The sequence below is a fragment of the Arthrobacter sp. SLBN-83 genome (assembly GCF_006715285.1).
GTDB lineage: Bacteria > Actinomycetota > Actinomycetes > Actinomycetales > Micrococcaceae > Arthrobacter.
The window spans coordinates 110,089-125,836 of record NZ_VFMX01000001.1; the positions used below are offsets into that span (position 1 = coordinate 110,089).

General features: G+C 65.6%; 17 protein-coding genes. 10 read left to right on the plus strand and 7 right to left on the minus strand.

What is annotated here, in order from left to right; genetic code table 11:
• Positions 1 to 87: 87 nt before the first annotated feature.
• The gene (glpX, locus tag FBY30_RS00400) at positions 88 to 1,110 is read right to left on the minus strand and encodes a class II fructose-bisphosphatase (RefSeq protein WP_200830737.1); all 1,023 of its coding nucleotides are present in this window, start codon (positions 1,108 to 1,110) and stop codon (positions 88 to 90) included.
• Between the two features lie 226 nt (positions 1,111 to 1,336).
• On the opposite strand from glpX, the gene FBY30_RS00405 reads away from it, so the two are divergent.
• The 5 genes from FBY30_RS00405 to FBY30_RS00425 all read left to right on the plus strand — a co-directional run bounded on the left by FBY30_RS00405 (position 1,337) and on the right by FBY30_RS00425 (position 6,648).
• Positions 1,337 to 2,017 carry a DUF4245 domain-containing protein gene (locus tag FBY30_RS00405; protein WP_235009525.1) on the plus strand — a complete coding sequence of 227 codons (681 nt, stop codon included), beginning with the start codon at positions 1,337 to 1,339 and terminating at the stop codon, positions 2,015 to 2,017.
• A gap of 10 nt (positions 2,018 to 2,027) precedes the next feature.
• Positions 2,028 to 2,642 carry a carbonic anhydrase gene (locus FBY30_RS00410; RefSeq protein ID WP_142130667.1) on the plus strand — a complete coding sequence of 205 codons (615 nt, stop codon included), beginning with the start codon at positions 2,028 to 2,030 and terminating at the stop codon, positions 2,640 to 2,642.
• A gap of 87 nt (positions 2,643 to 2,729) precedes the next feature.
• Complete coding sequence (locus FBY30_RS00415; RefSeq protein WP_142130668.1) at positions 2,730 to 4,157, plus strand: class II fumarate hydratase; 1,428 nt, start codon at positions 2,730 to 2,732, stop codon at positions 4,155 to 4,157.
• A 134-nt stretch (positions 4,158 to 4,291) separates the two neighbouring features.
• Entirely contained in the window at positions 4,292 to 4,966 is a 675-nt protein-coding gene (locus FBY30_RS00420) for a TetR/AcrR family transcriptional regulator (RefSeq protein ID WP_142130669.1), read from the plus strand.
• Positions 4,963 to 6,648 (plus strand): MDR family MFS transporter, encoded by a 1,686-nt coding sequence (locus FBY30_RS00425; protein WP_142130670.1) that lies wholly within the window; start codon positions 4,963 to 4,965, stop codon positions 6,646 to 6,648. The genes FBY30_RS00420 and FBY30_RS00425 overlap by 4 nt, the downstream gene beginning before the upstream one ends.
• 153 nt (positions 6,649 to 6,801) lie before the next feature.
• On the opposite strand, the gene FBY30_RS00430 is transcribed toward FBY30_RS00425, so the two are convergent.
• Positions 6,802 to 7,272 (minus strand): NUDIX hydrolase, encoded by a 471-nt coding sequence (locus tag FBY30_RS00430; protein WP_142130671.1) that lies wholly within the window; start codon positions 7,270 to 7,272, stop codon positions 6,802 to 6,804.
• Positions 7,273 to 7,315: 43 nt separating this feature from the next.
• On the minus strand, positions 7,316 to 7,855 hold the full coding sequence (locus FBY30_RS00435; protein ID WP_142130672.1) for a prepilin peptidase: 540 nt from the start codon (positions 7,853 to 7,855) through the stop codon (positions 7,316 to 7,318).
• A 60-nt stretch (positions 7,856 to 7,915) separates the two neighbouring features.
• Between FBY30_RS00435 and FBY30_RS00440 the strand changes: the two genes are divergently transcribed.
• Together FBY30_RS00440 and FBY30_RS00445 are read left to right on the plus strand one after the other, a co-directional pair.
• On the plus strand, positions 7,916 to 8,710 hold the full coding sequence (locus FBY30_RS00440; RefSeq protein WP_142130673.1) for a hypothetical protein: 795 nt from the start codon (positions 7,916 to 7,918) through the stop codon (positions 8,708 to 8,710).
• 42 nt (positions 8,711 to 8,752) lie between these two features.
• Positions 8,753 to 9,400, plus strand: a complete 648-nt coding sequence (locus FBY30_RS00445; RefSeq protein ID WP_142130674.1) for a GNAT family N-acetyltransferase — start codon at positions 8,753 to 8,755, stop codon at positions 9,398 to 9,400.
• Positions 9,401 to 9,789: 389 nt separating this feature from the next.
• Here FBY30_RS00445 and FBY30_RS00450 read toward each other — a convergent pair whose 3' ends face one another.
• Positions 9,790 to 11,208 carry a PhoH family protein gene (locus tag FBY30_RS00450; RefSeq protein ID WP_142130675.1) on the minus strand — a complete coding sequence of 473 codons (1,419 nt, stop codon included), beginning with the start codon at positions 11,206 to 11,208 and terminating at the stop codon, positions 9,790 to 9,792.
• A 239-nt stretch (positions 11,209 to 11,447) separates the two neighbouring features.
• Complete coding sequence (locus FBY30_RS00455; RefSeq protein ID WP_142074003.1) at positions 11,448 to 12,209, minus strand: isoprenyl transferase; 762 nt, start codon at positions 12,207 to 12,209, stop codon at positions 11,448 to 11,450.
• 147 nt (positions 12,210 to 12,356) lie between these two features.
• Between FBY30_RS00455 and trhA the strand changes: the two genes are divergently transcribed.
• Positions 12,357 to 13,100, plus strand: coding sequence for a PAQR family membrane homeostasis protein TrhA (gene trhA / locus FBY30_RS00460; RefSeq protein WP_442858267.1), 744 nt, complete (start codon positions 12,357 to 12,359; stop codon positions 13,098 to 13,100).
• 25 nt (positions 13,101 to 13,125) lie between these two features.
• Here trhA and FBY30_RS00465 read toward each other — a convergent pair whose 3' ends face one another.
• A complete protein-coding gene (locus tag FBY30_RS00465; protein WP_142130676.1) occupies positions 13,126 to 13,479 on the minus strand; it encodes a hypothetical protein in 354 nt (117 codons plus the stop codon).
• Positions 13,480 to 13,573: 94 nt separating this feature from the next.
• The gene (mca, locus tag FBY30_RS00470; protein ID WP_142130677.1) at positions 13,574 to 14,479 is read right to left on the minus strand and encodes a mycothiol conjugate amidase Mca; all 906 of its coding nucleotides are present in this window, start codon (positions 14,477 to 14,479) and stop codon (positions 13,574 to 13,576) included.
• Positions 14,480 to 14,604: 125 nt separating this feature from the next.
• On the opposite strand from mca, the gene FBY30_RS00475 reads away from it, so the two are divergent.
• Positions 14,605 to 15,063: a DUF4307 domain-containing protein gene (locus FBY30_RS00475; protein WP_142130678.1), complete on the plus strand. Its 459-nt coding sequence runs from the start codon at positions 14,605 to 14,607 to the stop codon at positions 15,061 to 15,063.
• 151 nt (positions 15,064 to 15,214) lie between these two features.
• The gene (greA, locus tag FBY30_RS00480; protein ID WP_142130679.1) at positions 15,215 to 15,709 is read left to right on the plus strand and encodes a transcription elongation factor GreA; all 495 of its coding nucleotides are present in this window, start codon (positions 15,215 to 15,217) and stop codon (positions 15,707 to 15,709) included.
• Positions 15,710 to 15,748: the final 39 nt, after the last annotated feature.

The following is a 15,748-nucleotide window of genomic DNA, read 5'->3' on the forward strand; positions in this document are numbered from 1 at the left end:
GGCTTAAACCCTATACCAACGCATTCACGGCAAAGCCCCGGGTGCGCACGCTGCGCCCCGGGGCTTTGGATCCCGCACTGAAGGGAATCAGTTCTTGCGGGCGTAGCCTTCCCACTTGCTGGCCTGGTGCTCACCCTCCACGAAGCGGATGGTGCCGGACTTGGAGCGCATCACGATGGACTGGGTCAGGACCTTGTCCTTGGAGTAGCGCACGCCCTTGAGCAGGTCGCCGTCGGTGATTCCGGTGGCGGCGAAGTAGCAGTTGTCGCTGGAGACGAGGTCGTTGGTGGACAGCACGCGCTCCAGGTCGTGGCCGGCGTCGATGGCCTTCTGCTTCTCTTCGTCACTGGTGGGCCAGAGGCGGCCCTGGATGACGCCGCCCAGGGACTTGATGGCGCAGGCGGCCACGATGCCCTCGGGGGTTCCGCCGATGCCCATGAGCGCGTCCACGCCGGTTCCGGACCGGGCCGCGGCGATGGCGCCGGCAACGTCGCCGTCCATGATGAACTTGGTGCGTGCACCGGCTTCGCGGATTTCCTCCACCAGCGGGCGGTGGCGGTCGCGGTCAAGGATCATGACGTTGAGCTGGTTGACCTTGACGCCCTTGGCCTTGGCGATCAGGTGCAGGTTCTGCTTGACCGGCAGGCGCAGGTCCACCATGTCCGCGGCTTCGGGGCCGGTGACCAGCTTCTCCATGTAGAACACGGCGGAGGGATCGAACATGGAGCCACGCTCGGCAACAGCCAGGACAGCCAGTGCGTTGTTGATGCCCAGGGCAGTCAGGCGCGTTCCGTCGATGGGGTCGACAGCCACGTCCACCTCGGGGCCGGTGCCGTCGCCAACACGCTCCCCGTTGAACAGCATGGGGGCTTCGTCCTTTTCGCCTTCACCGATCACCACGACGCCGTTGAAGTGGACGGTCTGCAGGAAGGAACGCATGGCGTCGACGGCTGCACCGTCGGCGGTGTTCTTGTCGCCGAAGCCAACCCAGTGGCCGCCGGCAATGGCGGCGGCCTCGGTGACGCGGACAAGTTCAAGGGCAAGGTTGCGGTCCGGCTCGTCGTGGCCCACCGCAAGGGACGGTGAAATCGTGGAGTACTTCTGGGTCATGGACGCTGGTGACACGTGAACCTCTTCTTCGAGTGGCGATCATTGAACCCGCCCGCCGGTGCAGCAGAACGGTGATTCCTCTGCTATCGATCATAGTCGCGGCGCCGTGCCGCGGGCGGCCCATGACGCAACTGCGCAATGTACCCCTGCAACTGCCTGCAGCCCCAGGTCAGGGCCCGAATGGAAGTCCGGCTCCGGGATGGGCGACTATAGAGGGGTGAACGACATGCAGGAAGCCACCAGTCCCAGCTCCGGCGAGGCACAGCCCGAAGGCCGCCCCGCCGCTGCCGGCAGCAGTGCCGAAACCCCGGTTAAGCCCGTCATTCCGGCGGCCGCCGCCAAGCGGGCCAACGCCTCGGTAATCGGCATGATCATCGCCCTGGTGCTCAGCATTGCTGCGTTCCTGCCTGTTGTCCTCATGAATCCCCAGCCCAAGGGCGAAAGCTTCCGGCCGGACGTCGATGTTGCGTCCGTGGCACGGAACGCGGCGGATGTGGCCGGATTCACACCGGTTGCACCGGACACCGGCAACGCGTTCCGCGCGAACTATGCCCGGTGGGAGGCTGGGACGGGCAACGGCGTGCCCACGTGGGAGGTCGGCTACGTAACCCCCAAGACGTCCTTCATCGGCCTGGTTCAGACCACGAAGGCCAACCCCACCTGGCTCCTCCAGCAAACCAAGAACGCCCCCGTCACCGGGACCCGGAACGCCGGCGGCCAGGAATGGGAACTGCGGGACACCGGCAAGGGCGAGAAATCGATGATCCTGAACTACAAGGGCAGCACCGTCGTCCTCTCCGGCGCCGCGGAACTGGACGAATTCGCGGCCCTGGCTGCCGCCGTCGTAGCCTCCCTTGACGCCAACCCGGCCGTCACAGTTTCCCTGTCCGCCACCCCCGCGCCTTAATGTAGTAAGCATGGCTACTAACCTGACCCCTGCACTGGCATGGCGCCGCCTGCGCGAAGGCAATGAACGTTTCGTAAACGGCGAATCCAGCCATCCGAACCAGAACGCCTCACGGCGCTCCTCGCTGGTGGAGACCCAGAACCCCTTTGCGGTGATCTTTGGCTGCTCCGATTCCCGGCTTGCGGCTGAGATCATTTTCGACGTCGGCCTGGGCGACGTCTTCGTGGTCCGAACAGCCGGGCAGGTGATTGACGACGCCGTCCTCGGCTCCCTGGAATACAGCGTGGCCGTGCTGGGGGTGCCGCTGATCGTGGTGCTTGGGCACGACAGCTGCGGTGCCGTCACGGCCACCAGGGACGCTGTTGAGACCGGCGAGATGCCGGCGGGGTTCATCCGCGACCTCGTGGAACGCATCACCCCCTCCGTCCTCACCTCCCTGCGGAACAACCAGACCGAGGTCAACGACATGGTGGTGGAGAACGTCAAGCAGATGTCGCAGCGCCTCGCGGACAGCTCGCGTGTGATTTCCACCGCAATCGAGGAAGGCCGCACCGCTGTCATCGGCCTCTCCTACCGCCTGGCAGAGGGCCGCGCCGACCTTGTTTCCGGAATCGGCGAGCTCTAGAAGCAACCTGCCGGCGGCCAGACGGGCCGCCGGCAAAGCACCCTTAACGGTTTTCGATGGGGCGCCCAATCGCCATAAGCTAGCCCCATGACTTCCACTGAAGAGTTCCGCATTGAACATGACACGATGGGCGAAGTCCGCGTCCCCATGAACGCACTGTACCGCGCGCAGACGCAGCGGGCAGTAGAGAATTTCCCCATCTCCGGCAAGACCCTGGAGCGCACCCACATCGAGGCGCTGGCACGGGTCAAGAAGGCTGCTGCCCAGGCCAACGCAGAACTGGGCGTGCTCGACGGCGAGCTGGCCAAGGCGATTGCGGACGCTGCCGATGAGGTGGCCGCCGGCAAGTACGACGGCGACTTCCCCATCGACGTCTTCCAGACCGGTTCCGGCACCTCGTCGAACATGAACACCAACGAGGTCATCGCCGAGCTGGCCACACGTGCACTGAAGGCGGCCGGCAGCGACAAGGTGGTCCACCCGAACGACCACGTCAACGCCTCCCAGTCCTCCAACGACGTGTTTCCCACCTCCGTCCACGTTGCCGCCACCTCCGCGCTGATCAACGACCTCATTCCCGCCCTGGGCTACCTGGCCGAGTCGCTGGAACGCAAGGCAGCCGAGTTCAAGGACGTCGTCAAGTCCGGCCGCACCCACCTCATGGACGCCACCCCGGTGACCCTGGGCCAGGAGTTCGGGGGCTACGCAACGCAGGTGCGGTTCGGCATCGAGCGCATCAACGCCTCGCTCCCCCGCGTGGCCGAGGTTCCGCTGGGCGGCACCGCCGTGGGCACCGGCATCAACACGCCCGCAGGCTTCCCTGAGCGCGTCATTGAACTGCTCGCCACGGACACCGGCCTGCCGCTGACTGAGGCCCGCGACCACTTCGAGGCCCAGGCAAACCGTGACGGCCTGATCGAGGCCTCCAGCCAGCTGCGCAACATCGCCATCTCCTTCATGAAGATCAACAACGACCTTCGCTGGATGGGTTCGGGCCCCAACACGGGCCTGGGCGAAATCGCCCTCCCGGACCTGCAGCCGGGCTCCTCGATCATGCCCGGCAAGGTCAACCCGGTCATCTGCGAGGCCTCCATCATGGTGGCCGCCCAGGTCATCGGCAACGACACCACCATCGCCTGGTCCGGCACCAACGGTGCCTTCGAGCTCAACGTCGGCATTCCCGTCATGGCCGCCAACCTGCTCGAATCCATCCGCCTGCTGGCCAACACCAGCCGCGTCATGGCAGACAAGATGATCGACGGCATCACCGCCAACGTGGAGCGCGCCCGCTTCCTGGCCGAGGCGTCGCCGTCCATCGTCACCCCGCTGAACAAGTACATCGGCTACGAGAACGCCGCCAAGATCGCCAAGACCGCCGTCAAGGAGGGCCTGACCATCCGCCAGGCCACCGAGAAGCTTGGCTTCGTCGGCGAGGGTGAGGGCAAGGTTTCCGAAGCCGACCTGGACAAAGCACTGGACGTCACCACCATGACGGCCCCGGCCCACAAGGCCTGACGCCCCCGGCGCCAACGGCTGAACGCCCGACGGCGGCCGGCCACCTTTCGCACGGAAGGTGGCCGGCCGCCGTCGTACTTTAACGTCGAAGCACCAAATTGCACTAAGTGCATATGAGTGCAAAAATATACTCTATGTCCGATGGTGCAACTTCCGCTGATTCCGGCCTCCGCGAGCGCAAACGCGCCGCCACCCGCGCCGCCATCACCTCCACCGCCCGCGCCCTGACGGCCGAACGCGGGCTCAACGGGTACACCGTGGAGGAAGTCTGCGAGGCAGCGGGCATATCACGCCGGACCTTCTTCAACTACTTCCCCACGAAGGAAGACGCCATCATCGGGCACGCGGATGACGACGTTCCGGCTGACGCCGTTGAGGAATTCGTGGCTGGCGGAGCCGGCTCACCCGCAGGCGACATCTCGCCCACCCTGTTCCGGGACCTGGTGAGGCTCTCGCTCCGCCTGGCCGAGGACATGGCTGCCTCGGAAGAGGAGACCCGGCAGCTCATCGGGGTGGTCCGCAAGGAACCCCAGCTCATCCTCCGGATCATCGGCGTGACGGAGCAGCGGGAGGCGCAGTTCGCGCGGGATGTTGCCCGGCGTGAAGGTGTCGCCCCGGACCACCCCGTGGTGCAGATGGCGGTGGTGCTGCTCAGCACCATCGCGCGCAAGAGCAGCATGGCTTACTTCGCGGACGGCAACACCCGAAGTTACCGGGACCTGCTCCTGGAAAACCTTTCCGCAGCCAGCCTGCTCTTCTCCCAGCCCTTCGATATTCCGGATCCCATCTCCGCAAAAGGACAATCATGAGTACCGCCACCACCAAGGCGCCGGCAGGGCCCCTGCTGTTGACGCAAAAACGCATCTGGATCATCTTCTCCGCGCTGATCGCCGGAATGCTGCTGTCCAGCCTGGACCAGACCATCGTTTCGACCGCGATGCCAACCATTGTGGGCAAGCTGGGCGGCGTGGAGCACCAGGCCTGGATCACCACGGCCTACCTGCTGGCCACCACCATCGTGATGCCCATCTATGGCAAGTTCGGTGACATCCTGGGCCGGCGCAACCTCTTCCTCGTAGCCATCGCACTCTTCACGCTGGCTTCGGTGGGCTGCGCCCTGGCCACCGATTTCTGGGGCTTCGTCATTTTCCGCGCCATCCAGGGCCTCGGCGGCGGCGGCCTGATGATCCTCTCCCAGGCGATCATCGCCGACATCGTTCCCGCCAAGGAGCGGGGAAAGTACATGGGCCCGCTGGGCGCAATCTTCGGCCTCTCCGCCGTGGCCGGGCCGCTCCTGGGTGGCTTCTTCGTGGACCACCTGACCTGGGAATGGGCCTTCTACATCAACATCCCGGTGGGCCTCGCGGCATTCGCCATTGCCTGGTTCGCCCTCACGCTGCCCAACAAGAAGGCCGAAAAGCGGATCGACATCCTGGGCGTCGTGCTGCTGTCCGCCGCCACCACCTGCCTGATCTTCTTCACCGACTTCGGCGGCAAGAAGGACGAAGGCTGGGATTCCCCACTGACCTGGGCCTTTGGCGCCGGCCTGCTGTTGTCCGCCGCCGCGTTCGTGCTGGTGGAGCGCCGTGCGGAGGATCCCATCATCCCGCTGAGCCTGTTCCGCAACCGGATCTTCATCAACGCCACCGCCATCGGCTTCACGCTCGGCCTGGGCATGTTCTCCGCCATCGCCTTCGTCCCCACCTTCCTCCAGATGTCATCGGGCACGTCGGCAGCCGAATCCGGGCTGCTGATGCTGCCGATGATGGCCGGCCTCATGGGCACGTCCATCTACTCGGGCATCCGGATCTCCAAGACCGGGAAATACAAGATGTTTCCCATCCTGGGCGCGGTCTTCACCATGGCCGCCATGCTGTGGATGACCACGCTCGCGGCGAGCACTCCCATCTGGGTGATCTGCCTCCAGCTGTTCGTCTTTGGCGCAGGCCTGGGCCTGATCATGCAGGTGGTGGTCCTGGTGGTCCAGAACTCCGTGCCGGCCCACCAGATCGGCACCGCCACCAGCACCAACAACTACTTTCGCGAAGTGGGCGCCGCCATGGGCGTGGCCGTGTTCGGTTCGATCTTCACCACCCGGCTCTCGGAAGCCCTTACCAGCGCCTTCACTGGGGCAGGAGCCTCTGCGGAGCAGGCCGGGCAGTCCACCCGGACGCTGGACCCGCAGGCGCTGAACCAGCTGCCGGAGCAGCTGCGTGACGCGATCGTGAATGCCTATGCCGATTCCCTGGCCCCGGTGTTCTGGTACCTGCTCCCCTTCATCGCCGTGGCGCTGCTCCTGGCCATCACGCTGAAGCAGATCCCGTTGTCGGATACTGCCGGTATGGTGGCACGCGGCGAGGCAGTGGGCGGGGAGGAAGCCGAGCGGCTCGCCGCCGGACTCCCCGGGGCCGCTGCCGGTATCGCGGGCACCGGGCGGGGCGGGGACATCGTGAAGGACGACGACGGCGAGCTGGTTTCCCACGGCCGCTGACCGCCGTCGGACGCTTGCCCCGGCCGCTGCCGGGCCGGTTGCCGGGGCGTCCCGCCTAACGCCGGCAGGCAAGAGACCAACAGGGTCGCCGCAATCTTGGGGGTTGCGGCGCCCCTGTTTCTTATTGTGCCTGTGCCATCCGTACAGGAGGCTTTAGGGCTCGAAGTGGACGGCCCCGGAGGGGGCGAGGGCCTGGCGGATGCTGGTGAGGTGCCCCGGCATGAGTTGGGGAAGTTCATCGAGGCTGAACCAGCCAACGGCCAGGGATTCGTCGTCATTGACCCTGGCCTCCCCGGAGACATAACGGCAGAGGAACACCACGTCCAGGAACTCACACACGTCACCGTTGGGATAAGTAACCGGGCCTACCGCACCCACGGAGACCACGCGTTCGGCCTCCGCCACCACGGCCGTTTCCTCAAAGATCTCCCGGACCAGGCCACGCGCGGGCTGCTCCCCCGGGTCCAGCATCCCGCTGACCAGTGCCCACTGCCGGTTGTCCGCCCGTTGGGCCAGCAGGATCCGGCCGGCATCATCCACCACCACGCCCCGGACTCCGGGAACCCAGAGGGGATCGTTGCCGATCTTCTTGCGCAGCTTCAGGACGTAATCGGGTGCAGGCATAACCACAGCCTATCCAACAGGTCCTTGAGGGACCGCAGGGCGCTCAGGCGGGCAGCAGCATGGCGGCTGCGGCCCCGGCCAGCATGAACGGGCCGAACGGGATGGAAGACTTCAGGGTTCCCCGCCGGGCCGCCAGCAGGGCCAGGGACCACAGTCCGCCCAGCAGGAACGCGAGGAAGGTTCCCGCGAACAGGTGCCCCCAGCTGAGGTAGCCAAGGTACATGCCCAATACTCCCGCGAGCTTGACGTCGCCAAAGCCCATGCCCGGCGGATAGATGAACCGGAGGATGAAATAGAACAGCCACAGCACCCCAGCACCGGCCACCACGCGGAGGGCAGGAACGGCCAGGATCCCGCCGGCGCTCCCCGCGTCCGGGCCGGCCCAGGTTGCTGCAGCCGCTGCAAGCAGAAGTGCCCCGGCCACCCCGTAGGACGGGAAGACGATCCTGTTGGGCAGGAGGTGGTGTCGGACATCGATGATGGTGAGCCGCACGGCCATCACCGCAAAGTACAGGCAGGCGGCCAGGACCAGCCAGAAGGCCAGCGGGGTGTGCTGCCAGAGGTCGCCGAGTCGTCCGATCACTCCTCGGATGCTACTGGATCCACCCGTTCCGGCCGTACCACCCCCGCGTAAAATGTGGATATGTCCACCTGGGACTCCCGCCGCCGCCCGGATCCGGGCCCTCCAGCCGCCCCCGCGGACCTGGCCGGCATGTTCCGGAACCTGTGCCGTTCATCCCCGTGGAAGTGGCAGTCGCTGAGGTTTGAGTACTGGGACCAGGCCTTTGAGTCGGCGCCAACTCCCGGCGCGCCTTTTGTCCGTGCCTGGCTGCGCCGTCCCGGGGCGCTTCGGCTGGAAAGCCCGGAAAGCCTGGTCCTGCACAGCACCACGGGAATCAACGATTCCAGGGACGATTTCTACGTGAGTGCCACCCGCAAGTCCTGGCTCCTGCCTCCACACTTAGTGACCCCCGTTTACGATGACGCCGGGCTGGTGCGCCGCCGGCCCGAAGCGGCCTACGGCGAGCCAGGGTTTGGCAACGGCCGCTTTGCGGCTGCGCTGGACCCCGTGGAGCTCGCCGGCAATGCCCCCGTACCTATCGAGTTTCCGGGCAGCAACGCCCTGGATATTCGGAAGGTCCGGCACGGCGACCACGAAGGCCGGCCCGCCCTGGAAGCCGTTGTGGCGCCCAACGCCGCCTACCGGCCAATTGATCCGGCCGCTCCCCTGTGCCTTCCGGGCATTTCCCGGCTCCGCGTGGACGTGGGCACCGGTGTATGCGTCGCCAGCACATCCCTTGAGGCGGGCACGGAGGAATACGGCCATTGGATCCGGATCCTTGCCGTGGACGAATACATGCTCGACGACCTGTTCCTGGCCCAGTCCATGAACCTCACCGACGTCCGCAGGCACATCAGCTGGGACATCCCCGCCTGAGCGTGACACGTCCTCCCGGCAGCGATCGGCTAGGCTTCGCGGATGACGACGATGAGCTCCATCTGGCCCCTGTTCGACCTCACCCTGGCCACGCCGCGGCTGGAGCTCCGTCCCATCACCGACCAGGACATCCCCGCAGCCGTCGACGCCGCCCGCAGCGGGATCCACGAACCGGACAGGAACCCCTTCAGCAATCCGTGGACGGAGCTTCCTGACGACGAACTCGGTCCCAACATGGCCCGCTGGTACTGGCGTTGCCGGGCCGAATGCACGGCGGAGAGCTGGACGCTGCTCCTGGGTATCTGGCACGACGGCCAGTTCATCGGCTGCCAAGACGTAGGCGCCAAGGACTTTGGGGCACTCAAGACAGTCAGCACCGGGTCCTGGCTGAAGCAGTCCGTCCAGGGCCGGGGCCTGGGCAAGGAGATGCGTGCCGCAGTCGTCCTCTGGGCCTTCGACTGGCTTGGCGCAGAAGTCGCCGAATCCGAAGCCGCCGCCTGGAACCAAGCCTCCCTCGGCGTCTCCCGCTCCCTCGGCTACGAACTGAACGGCACCACCCGCAAAGCCTGGGGAAACCAAGTCCAAACAGTCCAGCTGGTCCGGGTCACCCCGGAAACCTTCAAACGCCCGGATTGGCAGCTACAGGTCGAGGGCCACGAAGCAGCGGCAAAGTTCCTCAGCGTGCGTTGAGTGCCTGTCCGTGGCTGGGTACGCCGGGCCACGGCCCTTCTCCGTCGCTTAGCGCGTAGGTCCCTTCCCAACGCTCGCAGGCTCGCGTCGGGTCCCTCGGGACGACGCTTACAGCGCATAGGGCCACCTCCGGTCGCTGGGCGACCTCCGGCGGCCGATGCACCGCGATGCGCTCCTACGAGAAGGACCGTAACCCGGCTTTTGCCTGCTTACGCCCCTTGGCGCGCCTTGGCACACGTCCGGCCCGAGTGCTTCGCGTAGGAGCGCATCGCCGACCAGAGCGCCGCGCAGGTCGCCCAGCGACCGAAGCGGCGCGCCGGGAGGTGTCTAAGCGACGGCGAAGCGCTCGGGGCGGACGAACTCAGCCACTGCCACTCGCAAAGGGCATGTTAACCCTCCAGGAGTTCGGTGACGAGGGCTGCGATGGGCGAGCGTTCGGAGCGGGTGAGGGTGACGTGGCCGAAGAGCGGGTGTCCTTTCAGGGTTTCGACGACGGCGGCGATTCCGTCGTGGCGGCCGACCCGGAGGTTGTCCCGCTGGGCGACGTCGTGGGTAAGGACGATTTTCGAGTTCTGTCCGATGCGGCTCATGACGGTGAGGAGGACGTTCTTTTCGAGGGACTGGGCCTCATCGACGATCACGAAGGCGTCGTGGAGGGAGCGTCCGCGGATGTGGGTGAGGGGCATGACTTCGAGCATGCCGCGGTCCATGACCTCCTCCACCACTTCCTGGCTGACCAATGCGCCCAGGGTGTCGAAGACTGCCTGCGCCCAAGGGTTCATCTTCTCCGATTCGGAGCCCGGCAGGTAGCCGAGTTCCTGGCCGCCCACGGCGTAGAGGGGCCGGAAGACGATCACTTTGCGGTGTTCGCGGCGCTCCAGCACGGCCTCGAGTCCTGCACAGAGAGCCAGTGCGGATTTGCCGGTGCCCGCGCGTCCGCCGATGGAGACGATGCCGACCGCGGGATCCATGAGCATGTCGATGGCCAGCCGCTGCTCGGCGGACCGGCCGTGGAGTCCGAATACGTCGCGGTCGCCCTTGACCAGGCGCACATGCTTGTCGGCACCTACCCGGCCGAGTGCCGAGCCGCGGTTGGAGAGCAGCACCAGCCCGGTGTTGACGGGAAGTTCGGCCGCGGCGGGGATGAAGACGGGTTCGTGGCCGTACAGGGTTGAGATTTCCTGCTCGTCGGCTTCGATTTCGGCGACGCCTGTCCAGCCTGAGTCCTTGACCAGTTCGTTGCGGTACTCGTCGGCGGTGAGCCCCATGGCGGAGGCTTTGACCCGCATGGGCAGGTCTTTGGAGACGACGGTGACGTCGCGTCCTTCGTTGGCCAGGTTCTTGGCCACGGCGAGGATGCGGCTGTCGTTGTCGCCGCTGCGGAAGCCCAGCGGCAGTACCTCTGCGGAGATGTGGTTGAGCTCCACCATGAGCGTGCCGCCCTCATCGCCGATGGGCAGGGGCTGGTTCAGGCCGCCATGCTTGACCCGGAGATCGTCCAAGAGCCGCAGGGCCTTCCGCGCGAAGTAGCCCAGCTCGGGGTCGTGCCGCTTGGCTTCGAGTTCGGTGATGACGACGACGGGGACAACCACCTCGTGTTCGGCGAACCGCAGGAGAGCGCGGGGATCGGAGAGCAGGACGGAGGTGTCGATGACGAAGGTGTGGATGTCGGCTTCCCTTCCGGAGACAGCAAAACCGGCCGCGGCATCAGTTGCCGCGCCGGTTTCAAAGGTGGTTCGCTCATCGCGAGAGGTAGCTTTCCCGCCCTGTCCAGCCAGGACCTCGGGCAGTTGTTCAGAAGTAGCCACATCGACTCCAGCCCCGGGCGCAAGCCCGGAATTGTTATTGGTGAGGCGGCTCGGCCACGAGGCCGGATCCGGCCTCCCATACAACCGGTGCGATGTTTCGCTCCATGTACTGGCCTCCCCGATCAGCCGGCGGTTTTGCCTGCTGATGGATATAACGTAAATCCACTGCAGGTGATTTCCGCAACTATTTGGCGGCGATTTCTCCGGCGGATGTATGAACTCGTGGTGAACCGGGGGTTTCAGGTACCAAAGCGGCGTTGCCGGCCCGCGTAATCGCGCAGGGCGCGGAGGAAATCCACCTTGCGGAAGGCCGGCCACAGTGCCTCGCAGAAGTAGAACTCGCTGTAGGCGCTCTGCCACATGAGGAAGCCTGAAAGCCGCTGCTCCCCCGACGTCCTGATCACCAGGTCGGGGTCCGGCTGGCCGCGGGTGTAAAGGAAGCGTGAGATGTCATCGACGCACAAGTCATCGGCAAGTTTGGAGATGTCCATGCCCTTGGCGACGGCGTCATGCAGCAGTTCCCTAACGGCGTCAACGATCTCCCGGCGGCCCCCGTACCCCACCGCAACGTTGACGTGGATCTTCTCCCGGACGGGGGTCCTGGCCGTGAGCTTGTTGAGCCGCTCTGCCAGGTAGTCGGGAAGCAGTTCAGGAGCACCCATGGCATGGACAGAAATGTTGGCGTCCTCGTCCAGCCGGTCCAGGGTGTTGGCGATGATGCCCATCAGGAGGTCGAGTTCCTCGCTGGATCGGTTCATGTTGTCCGTGGACAGCATGTAGAGCGTCACCACTTTGACGCCGAGCTCCTGGCACCAGCCGAGGAATTCGTGGATCTTGTCAGCGCCGGCCTGGTGGCCCTGGCTGGTGGGTGCATTGAACTGTTTGGCCCAGCGGCGGTTGCCGTCCACCATGACGCCGATGTGGCGGGGAATGCGGTCCCGCGGAAGGTCCTTGAGCAGCCGGCGCTCGTAATAGCCATAGAGGAACCCGGGCAACTCCACGCGTCCACTCACCTGACTTTCCTGCCGTACGTACATCCACATCCTAGGCTACCGCCCGCGGAACTCCGGGACCTGCAGCACGGGGCAACAGTCCGCCCAGCATGTTACCGATGAGTAACTTACCCGGCCGTAAGTTACTCTGGTGGCATGAACAGCGACTCCCCCAAGGCCTCCCCGGCACCCCAGCCGGAGGACCCGAACGCCGGCGCGGAACCGGAATCCAACGCCGTGGATGATGCCGCCGTCCGCCTGGCGGAACTGCTGATGATCAAACCGAAATGGCGGGGCTGGATTCACACGGTCACGGCACCGCTGGCCCTGGCTGCCGGCATCATCCTGGTGGCCCTTGCCCCCACCACGGACCGCAGGATCACCTCTGCCGTCTACGCCGCCACCGGCGTCCTGCTGTTCGGAGTCAGTGCCGTTTACCACCGCGGCAATTGGTCACCGCGGGTGAAACTCGTCCTGAAACGGCTGGACCACACCAATATCATGCTGGTGATCGCCGGCACCTACACACCGCTGGCATGGACACTCCTGGAACGCCAGCAGGCAGTGGTGCTCTTATGGGTGATCTGGACCGGGGCCATCCTCGGCGTGCTGTTCCGGCTGCTGTGGACTGACGCGCCCCGCTGGCTTTACGTGCCCATCTACATCGCGCTGGGCTGCGGCGCCCTCTTCTACCTGCCGCAGTTCTTCCAGGCAAGCGTCCCCGCGGCCGTGCTGATCTGCATGGGCGGCGTCCTCTATATCACTGGCGCTGTTTTCTACGCCCTGAAGAAGCCCAATTTCAGCTACTACCACTTCGGCTTCCACGAACTGTTCCACGCACTCACGGTGTTCGCCTTCGCCGCCCATTTCGTGGCGATCGCGCTGGCGGTCCTCTCCTAGGGACTGCACGCCCTCAGGCATACGCCTACTCGCGCGGGCGCGAAAGCCCGTCCGCCGGGCCGCTTCCGTTCGAGTCCTGCGCAGAAGGATTGGCAGCCGGGTGCGTGCCGTCGTCGAGCCCGTCCTGGGCATCCGCGGCGTCAACGTCGGCCGCAGCTGCCGCAGCCATGCGCTCTTCCTCCACCTGGGCGCGGTAGCGCACCCTGCGGATCCGTCGCACCATATCGACAATGAGCAGGGCGGTTGCCACCACAAAGAAGGCCGTCATGATGAACCCCAGCAGGCCCGGTGTCACCTGGTCCTCGGAGATGCCGTCCCGAAGCGTGGGGGTGGGCATCGGGGTCGGTGTGGTGGCCAGGGTGAGGAGCAGAGAATGCACGGTGGATACCTTCTGGTGGAACGGATGCAGCAGGCAGCGGACGGAAGCGGCCGTCAGGCCCATCTTCTACGCGGGATAGAAATAGCCTGCCTGTCTATCTTAGCCCTGAAAACAGGTCCTTTTCGGGGAGCTCCGAGTGCACCCGCGAGTGGATCAGGGAATAGTCCTCCCACGGCCAGACGCGGCGCTGCATATCCGGGGAAACGGCGAAGAAGAACCCGAGGGGGTCCACCTGCGTGCGGTGGGAGCGCAGCGCGTCGTCGCGCGTTTCAAAGAAGTCGCCGCAATCGATCTGCGTGGTGGTGGGGTGCGCCGCCGGCGGCGGGGTGTGCCCCTCGGCGTCGGACTCCAGCCAGGCTGCCAGGCGTTCAGCGTAGGGCGACTGCAGCCCGGCTTCTTCCAAGGCAAAGTGCAGCGCGCGGAACCGCTCGGGGCTGAAGGCGCGGTCGTAGTAGAGCTTGCTGGGTTCCCACGCTTCCCCCGCGTCCGGATAGCGGCTGGGATCGCCGGCGGCCTCGAACGCTTCAACAGCTACTTTGTGCGCCATGATGTGGTCCGGGTGCGGGTACCCGCCGTTCTCGTCATAGCTGAGGATGACGTGCGGCTTGAAGGAACGGACCAGCCGGACCAAGGGTGCTGCCGCCTGGTGCAGTGGCAGGGTGGCGAAGGAGCCGGCGGGGAGCGGCGGGAGCGGGTCGCCTTCGGGAAGGCCCGAATCGACAAAGCCGAGCCACCTCTGGCGGATGCCCAGGATGGCAGCGGCCCGCTGCATCTCGAGCCGGCGGGCGCCGGCCATGTCGCGCTTGGGGTGCGGTTCACCTTCGACGGCGGGGTTCTGGATGTCGCCCCGGGACCCGTCCGTGCAGGTTGCCACCAGGACGTCCACGCCGGCGGCAGCGTACATCGCCATGGTCGCAGCGCCCTTGCTGGATTCGTCATCCGGGTGGGCGTGGACCGCGAGCAGCCGGAGCGGCACCTGGGAGTTGCTGGACGCTGTCATGGAAGGGACGGCTCCTAATTCTTTTTCTGCGGCTGGTGGCAGCTTACGGATGATGATCGCGGGGCAATTGCCCGGCAGTTGGAACCCCCGCCAGGCGGCGGCGGAAAGGGCACTAAACTGGTCTGGTGACTTCCCCGGACCAGCCGGCCCAACCCGCGCCCGCAGACTCTAGCCTAGCCAATCGCTATGGTGCTAAAAAGCGCCGGCTCTCCCCCAAGGCCGCCCGCGCTGCCATCGCCGCCGCGATGGCCGTGGGAATCGGGTTCCTGGCCTGGGTCACTACCTCCAACTCGCTTTCCGGCGTGACGTACAAGGACGTGGGCTACAGCACCACCGATGCCACGCTCGCCGAGGTTGACTTCCAGGTCACCCGTGAACCGGGGAACCCGGTCAAGTGCGCCGTGAAGGCCCTTGATTCCAAATTTGCCGTGGTGGGCTGGAAAGTGGTGGACATTCCGCCAACAGCGGCAGATGGAACTCCCGACGGCGGCAGGACAGTGGCCCAGCGCGTCACCTTGCGCACGGAGTCGGCGTCGGTGTCCGGCGTGGTGGACAGCTGCTGGATCCCCGGCGCAGAGTCATAACGCATGTGATCTGCGACGCTTCCCTGTTGGGTTATCTCCAGAGGATTGACTACAATGGAGAGATACCTTTACCCCGCTGAGCTGGTTACTGTTCCACAAGTGGCCACCGTGGCGGGGTCTTTTGCATGTAGGACCACTAGAGGAGAAGTCCGTGTCTACCACCAACAGCGCATCTGCAGCCTGGCTGACCCAGGAAGCTTTTGACCGCCTGAAGGCAGAGCTGGACCACCTTTCCGGCGCAGGCCGGGCGGAGATCGTCCAGAAGATTGAAGCAGCGCGGCAAGAGGGGGACCTCAAGGAGAACGGGGGCTACCACGCGGCCAAGGAGGAGCAGGGCAAGATCGAAGCCCGCATCCGCCAGCTGACGGTACTGCTCCGCGATGCCCATGTGGGTGAAGCACCTGCCGATGACGGCATCGTGGAACCCGGCATGATCGTGGTCGCCAGGATCGCCGGTGACGAGGAGACCTTCCTGCTGGGGTCGCGCGAAATCGCCGGCGACTCGGACCTGGATGTCTTCAGCGAGAAGTCGCCCCTGGGTTCAGCCATCCTGGGCCACAAGGAGGGCGAGACCCTCAGCTACGTCGCGCCCAACGGCAAGGACATCAAGGTGGAGATCCTCTCCGCCAAGCCCTACACGGGCTAGCCCTGAACCCTGCCCCGCGCAAGACGGGCGGGAAAGCAG

Excerpts from the sequence above, each read along its gene's own strand:
- FBY30_RS00445 (WP_142130674.1), top strand. The coding sequence starts at position 8,753 with ATGACGACGATGAGCTCCATCTGGCCCCTGTTCGACCTCACCCTGGCC.
- FBY30_RS00425 (WP_142130670.1), top strand. The coding sequence starts at position 4,963 with ATGAGTACCGCCACCACCAAGGCGCCGGCAGGGCCCCTGCTGTTGACG.
- FBY30_RS00440 (WP_142130673.1), top strand. The coding sequence starts at position 7,916 with ATGTCCACCTGGGACTCCCGCCGCCGCCCGGATCCGGGCCCTCCAGCC.
- glpX (WP_200830737.1), bottom strand. The coding sequence starts at position 1,110 with ATGACCCAGAAGTACTCCACGATTTCACCGTCCCTTGCGGTGGGCCAC.
- FBY30_RS00430 (WP_142130671.1), bottom strand. The coding sequence starts at position 7,272 with ATGCCTGCACCCGATTACGTCCTGAAGCTGCGCAAGAAGATCGGCAAC.
- mca (WP_142130677.1), bottom strand. The coding sequence starts at position 14,479 with ATGACAGCGTCCAGCAACTCCCAGGTGCCGCTCCGGCTGCTCGCGGTC.
- trhA (WP_442858267.1), top strand. The coding sequence starts at position 12,357 with ATGAACAGCGACTCCCCCAAGGCCTCCCCGGCACCCCAGCCGGAGGAC.
- FBY30_RS00405 (WP_235009525.1), top strand. The coding sequence starts at position 1,337 with ATGCAGGAAGCCACCAGTCCCAGCTCCGGCGAGGCACAGCCCGAAGGC.
- FBY30_RS00410 (WP_142130667.1), top strand. The coding sequence starts at position 2,028 with ATGGCTACTAACCTGACCCCTGCACTGGCATGGCGCCGCCTGCGCGAA.
- FBY30_RS00420 (WP_142130669.1), top strand. The coding sequence starts at position 4,292 with ATGTCCGATGGTGCAACTTCCGCTGATTCCGGCCTCCGCGAGCGCAAA.
- FBY30_RS00415 (WP_142130668.1), top strand. The coding sequence starts at position 2,730 with ATGACTTCCACTGAAGAGTTCCGCATTGAACATGACACGATGGGCGAA.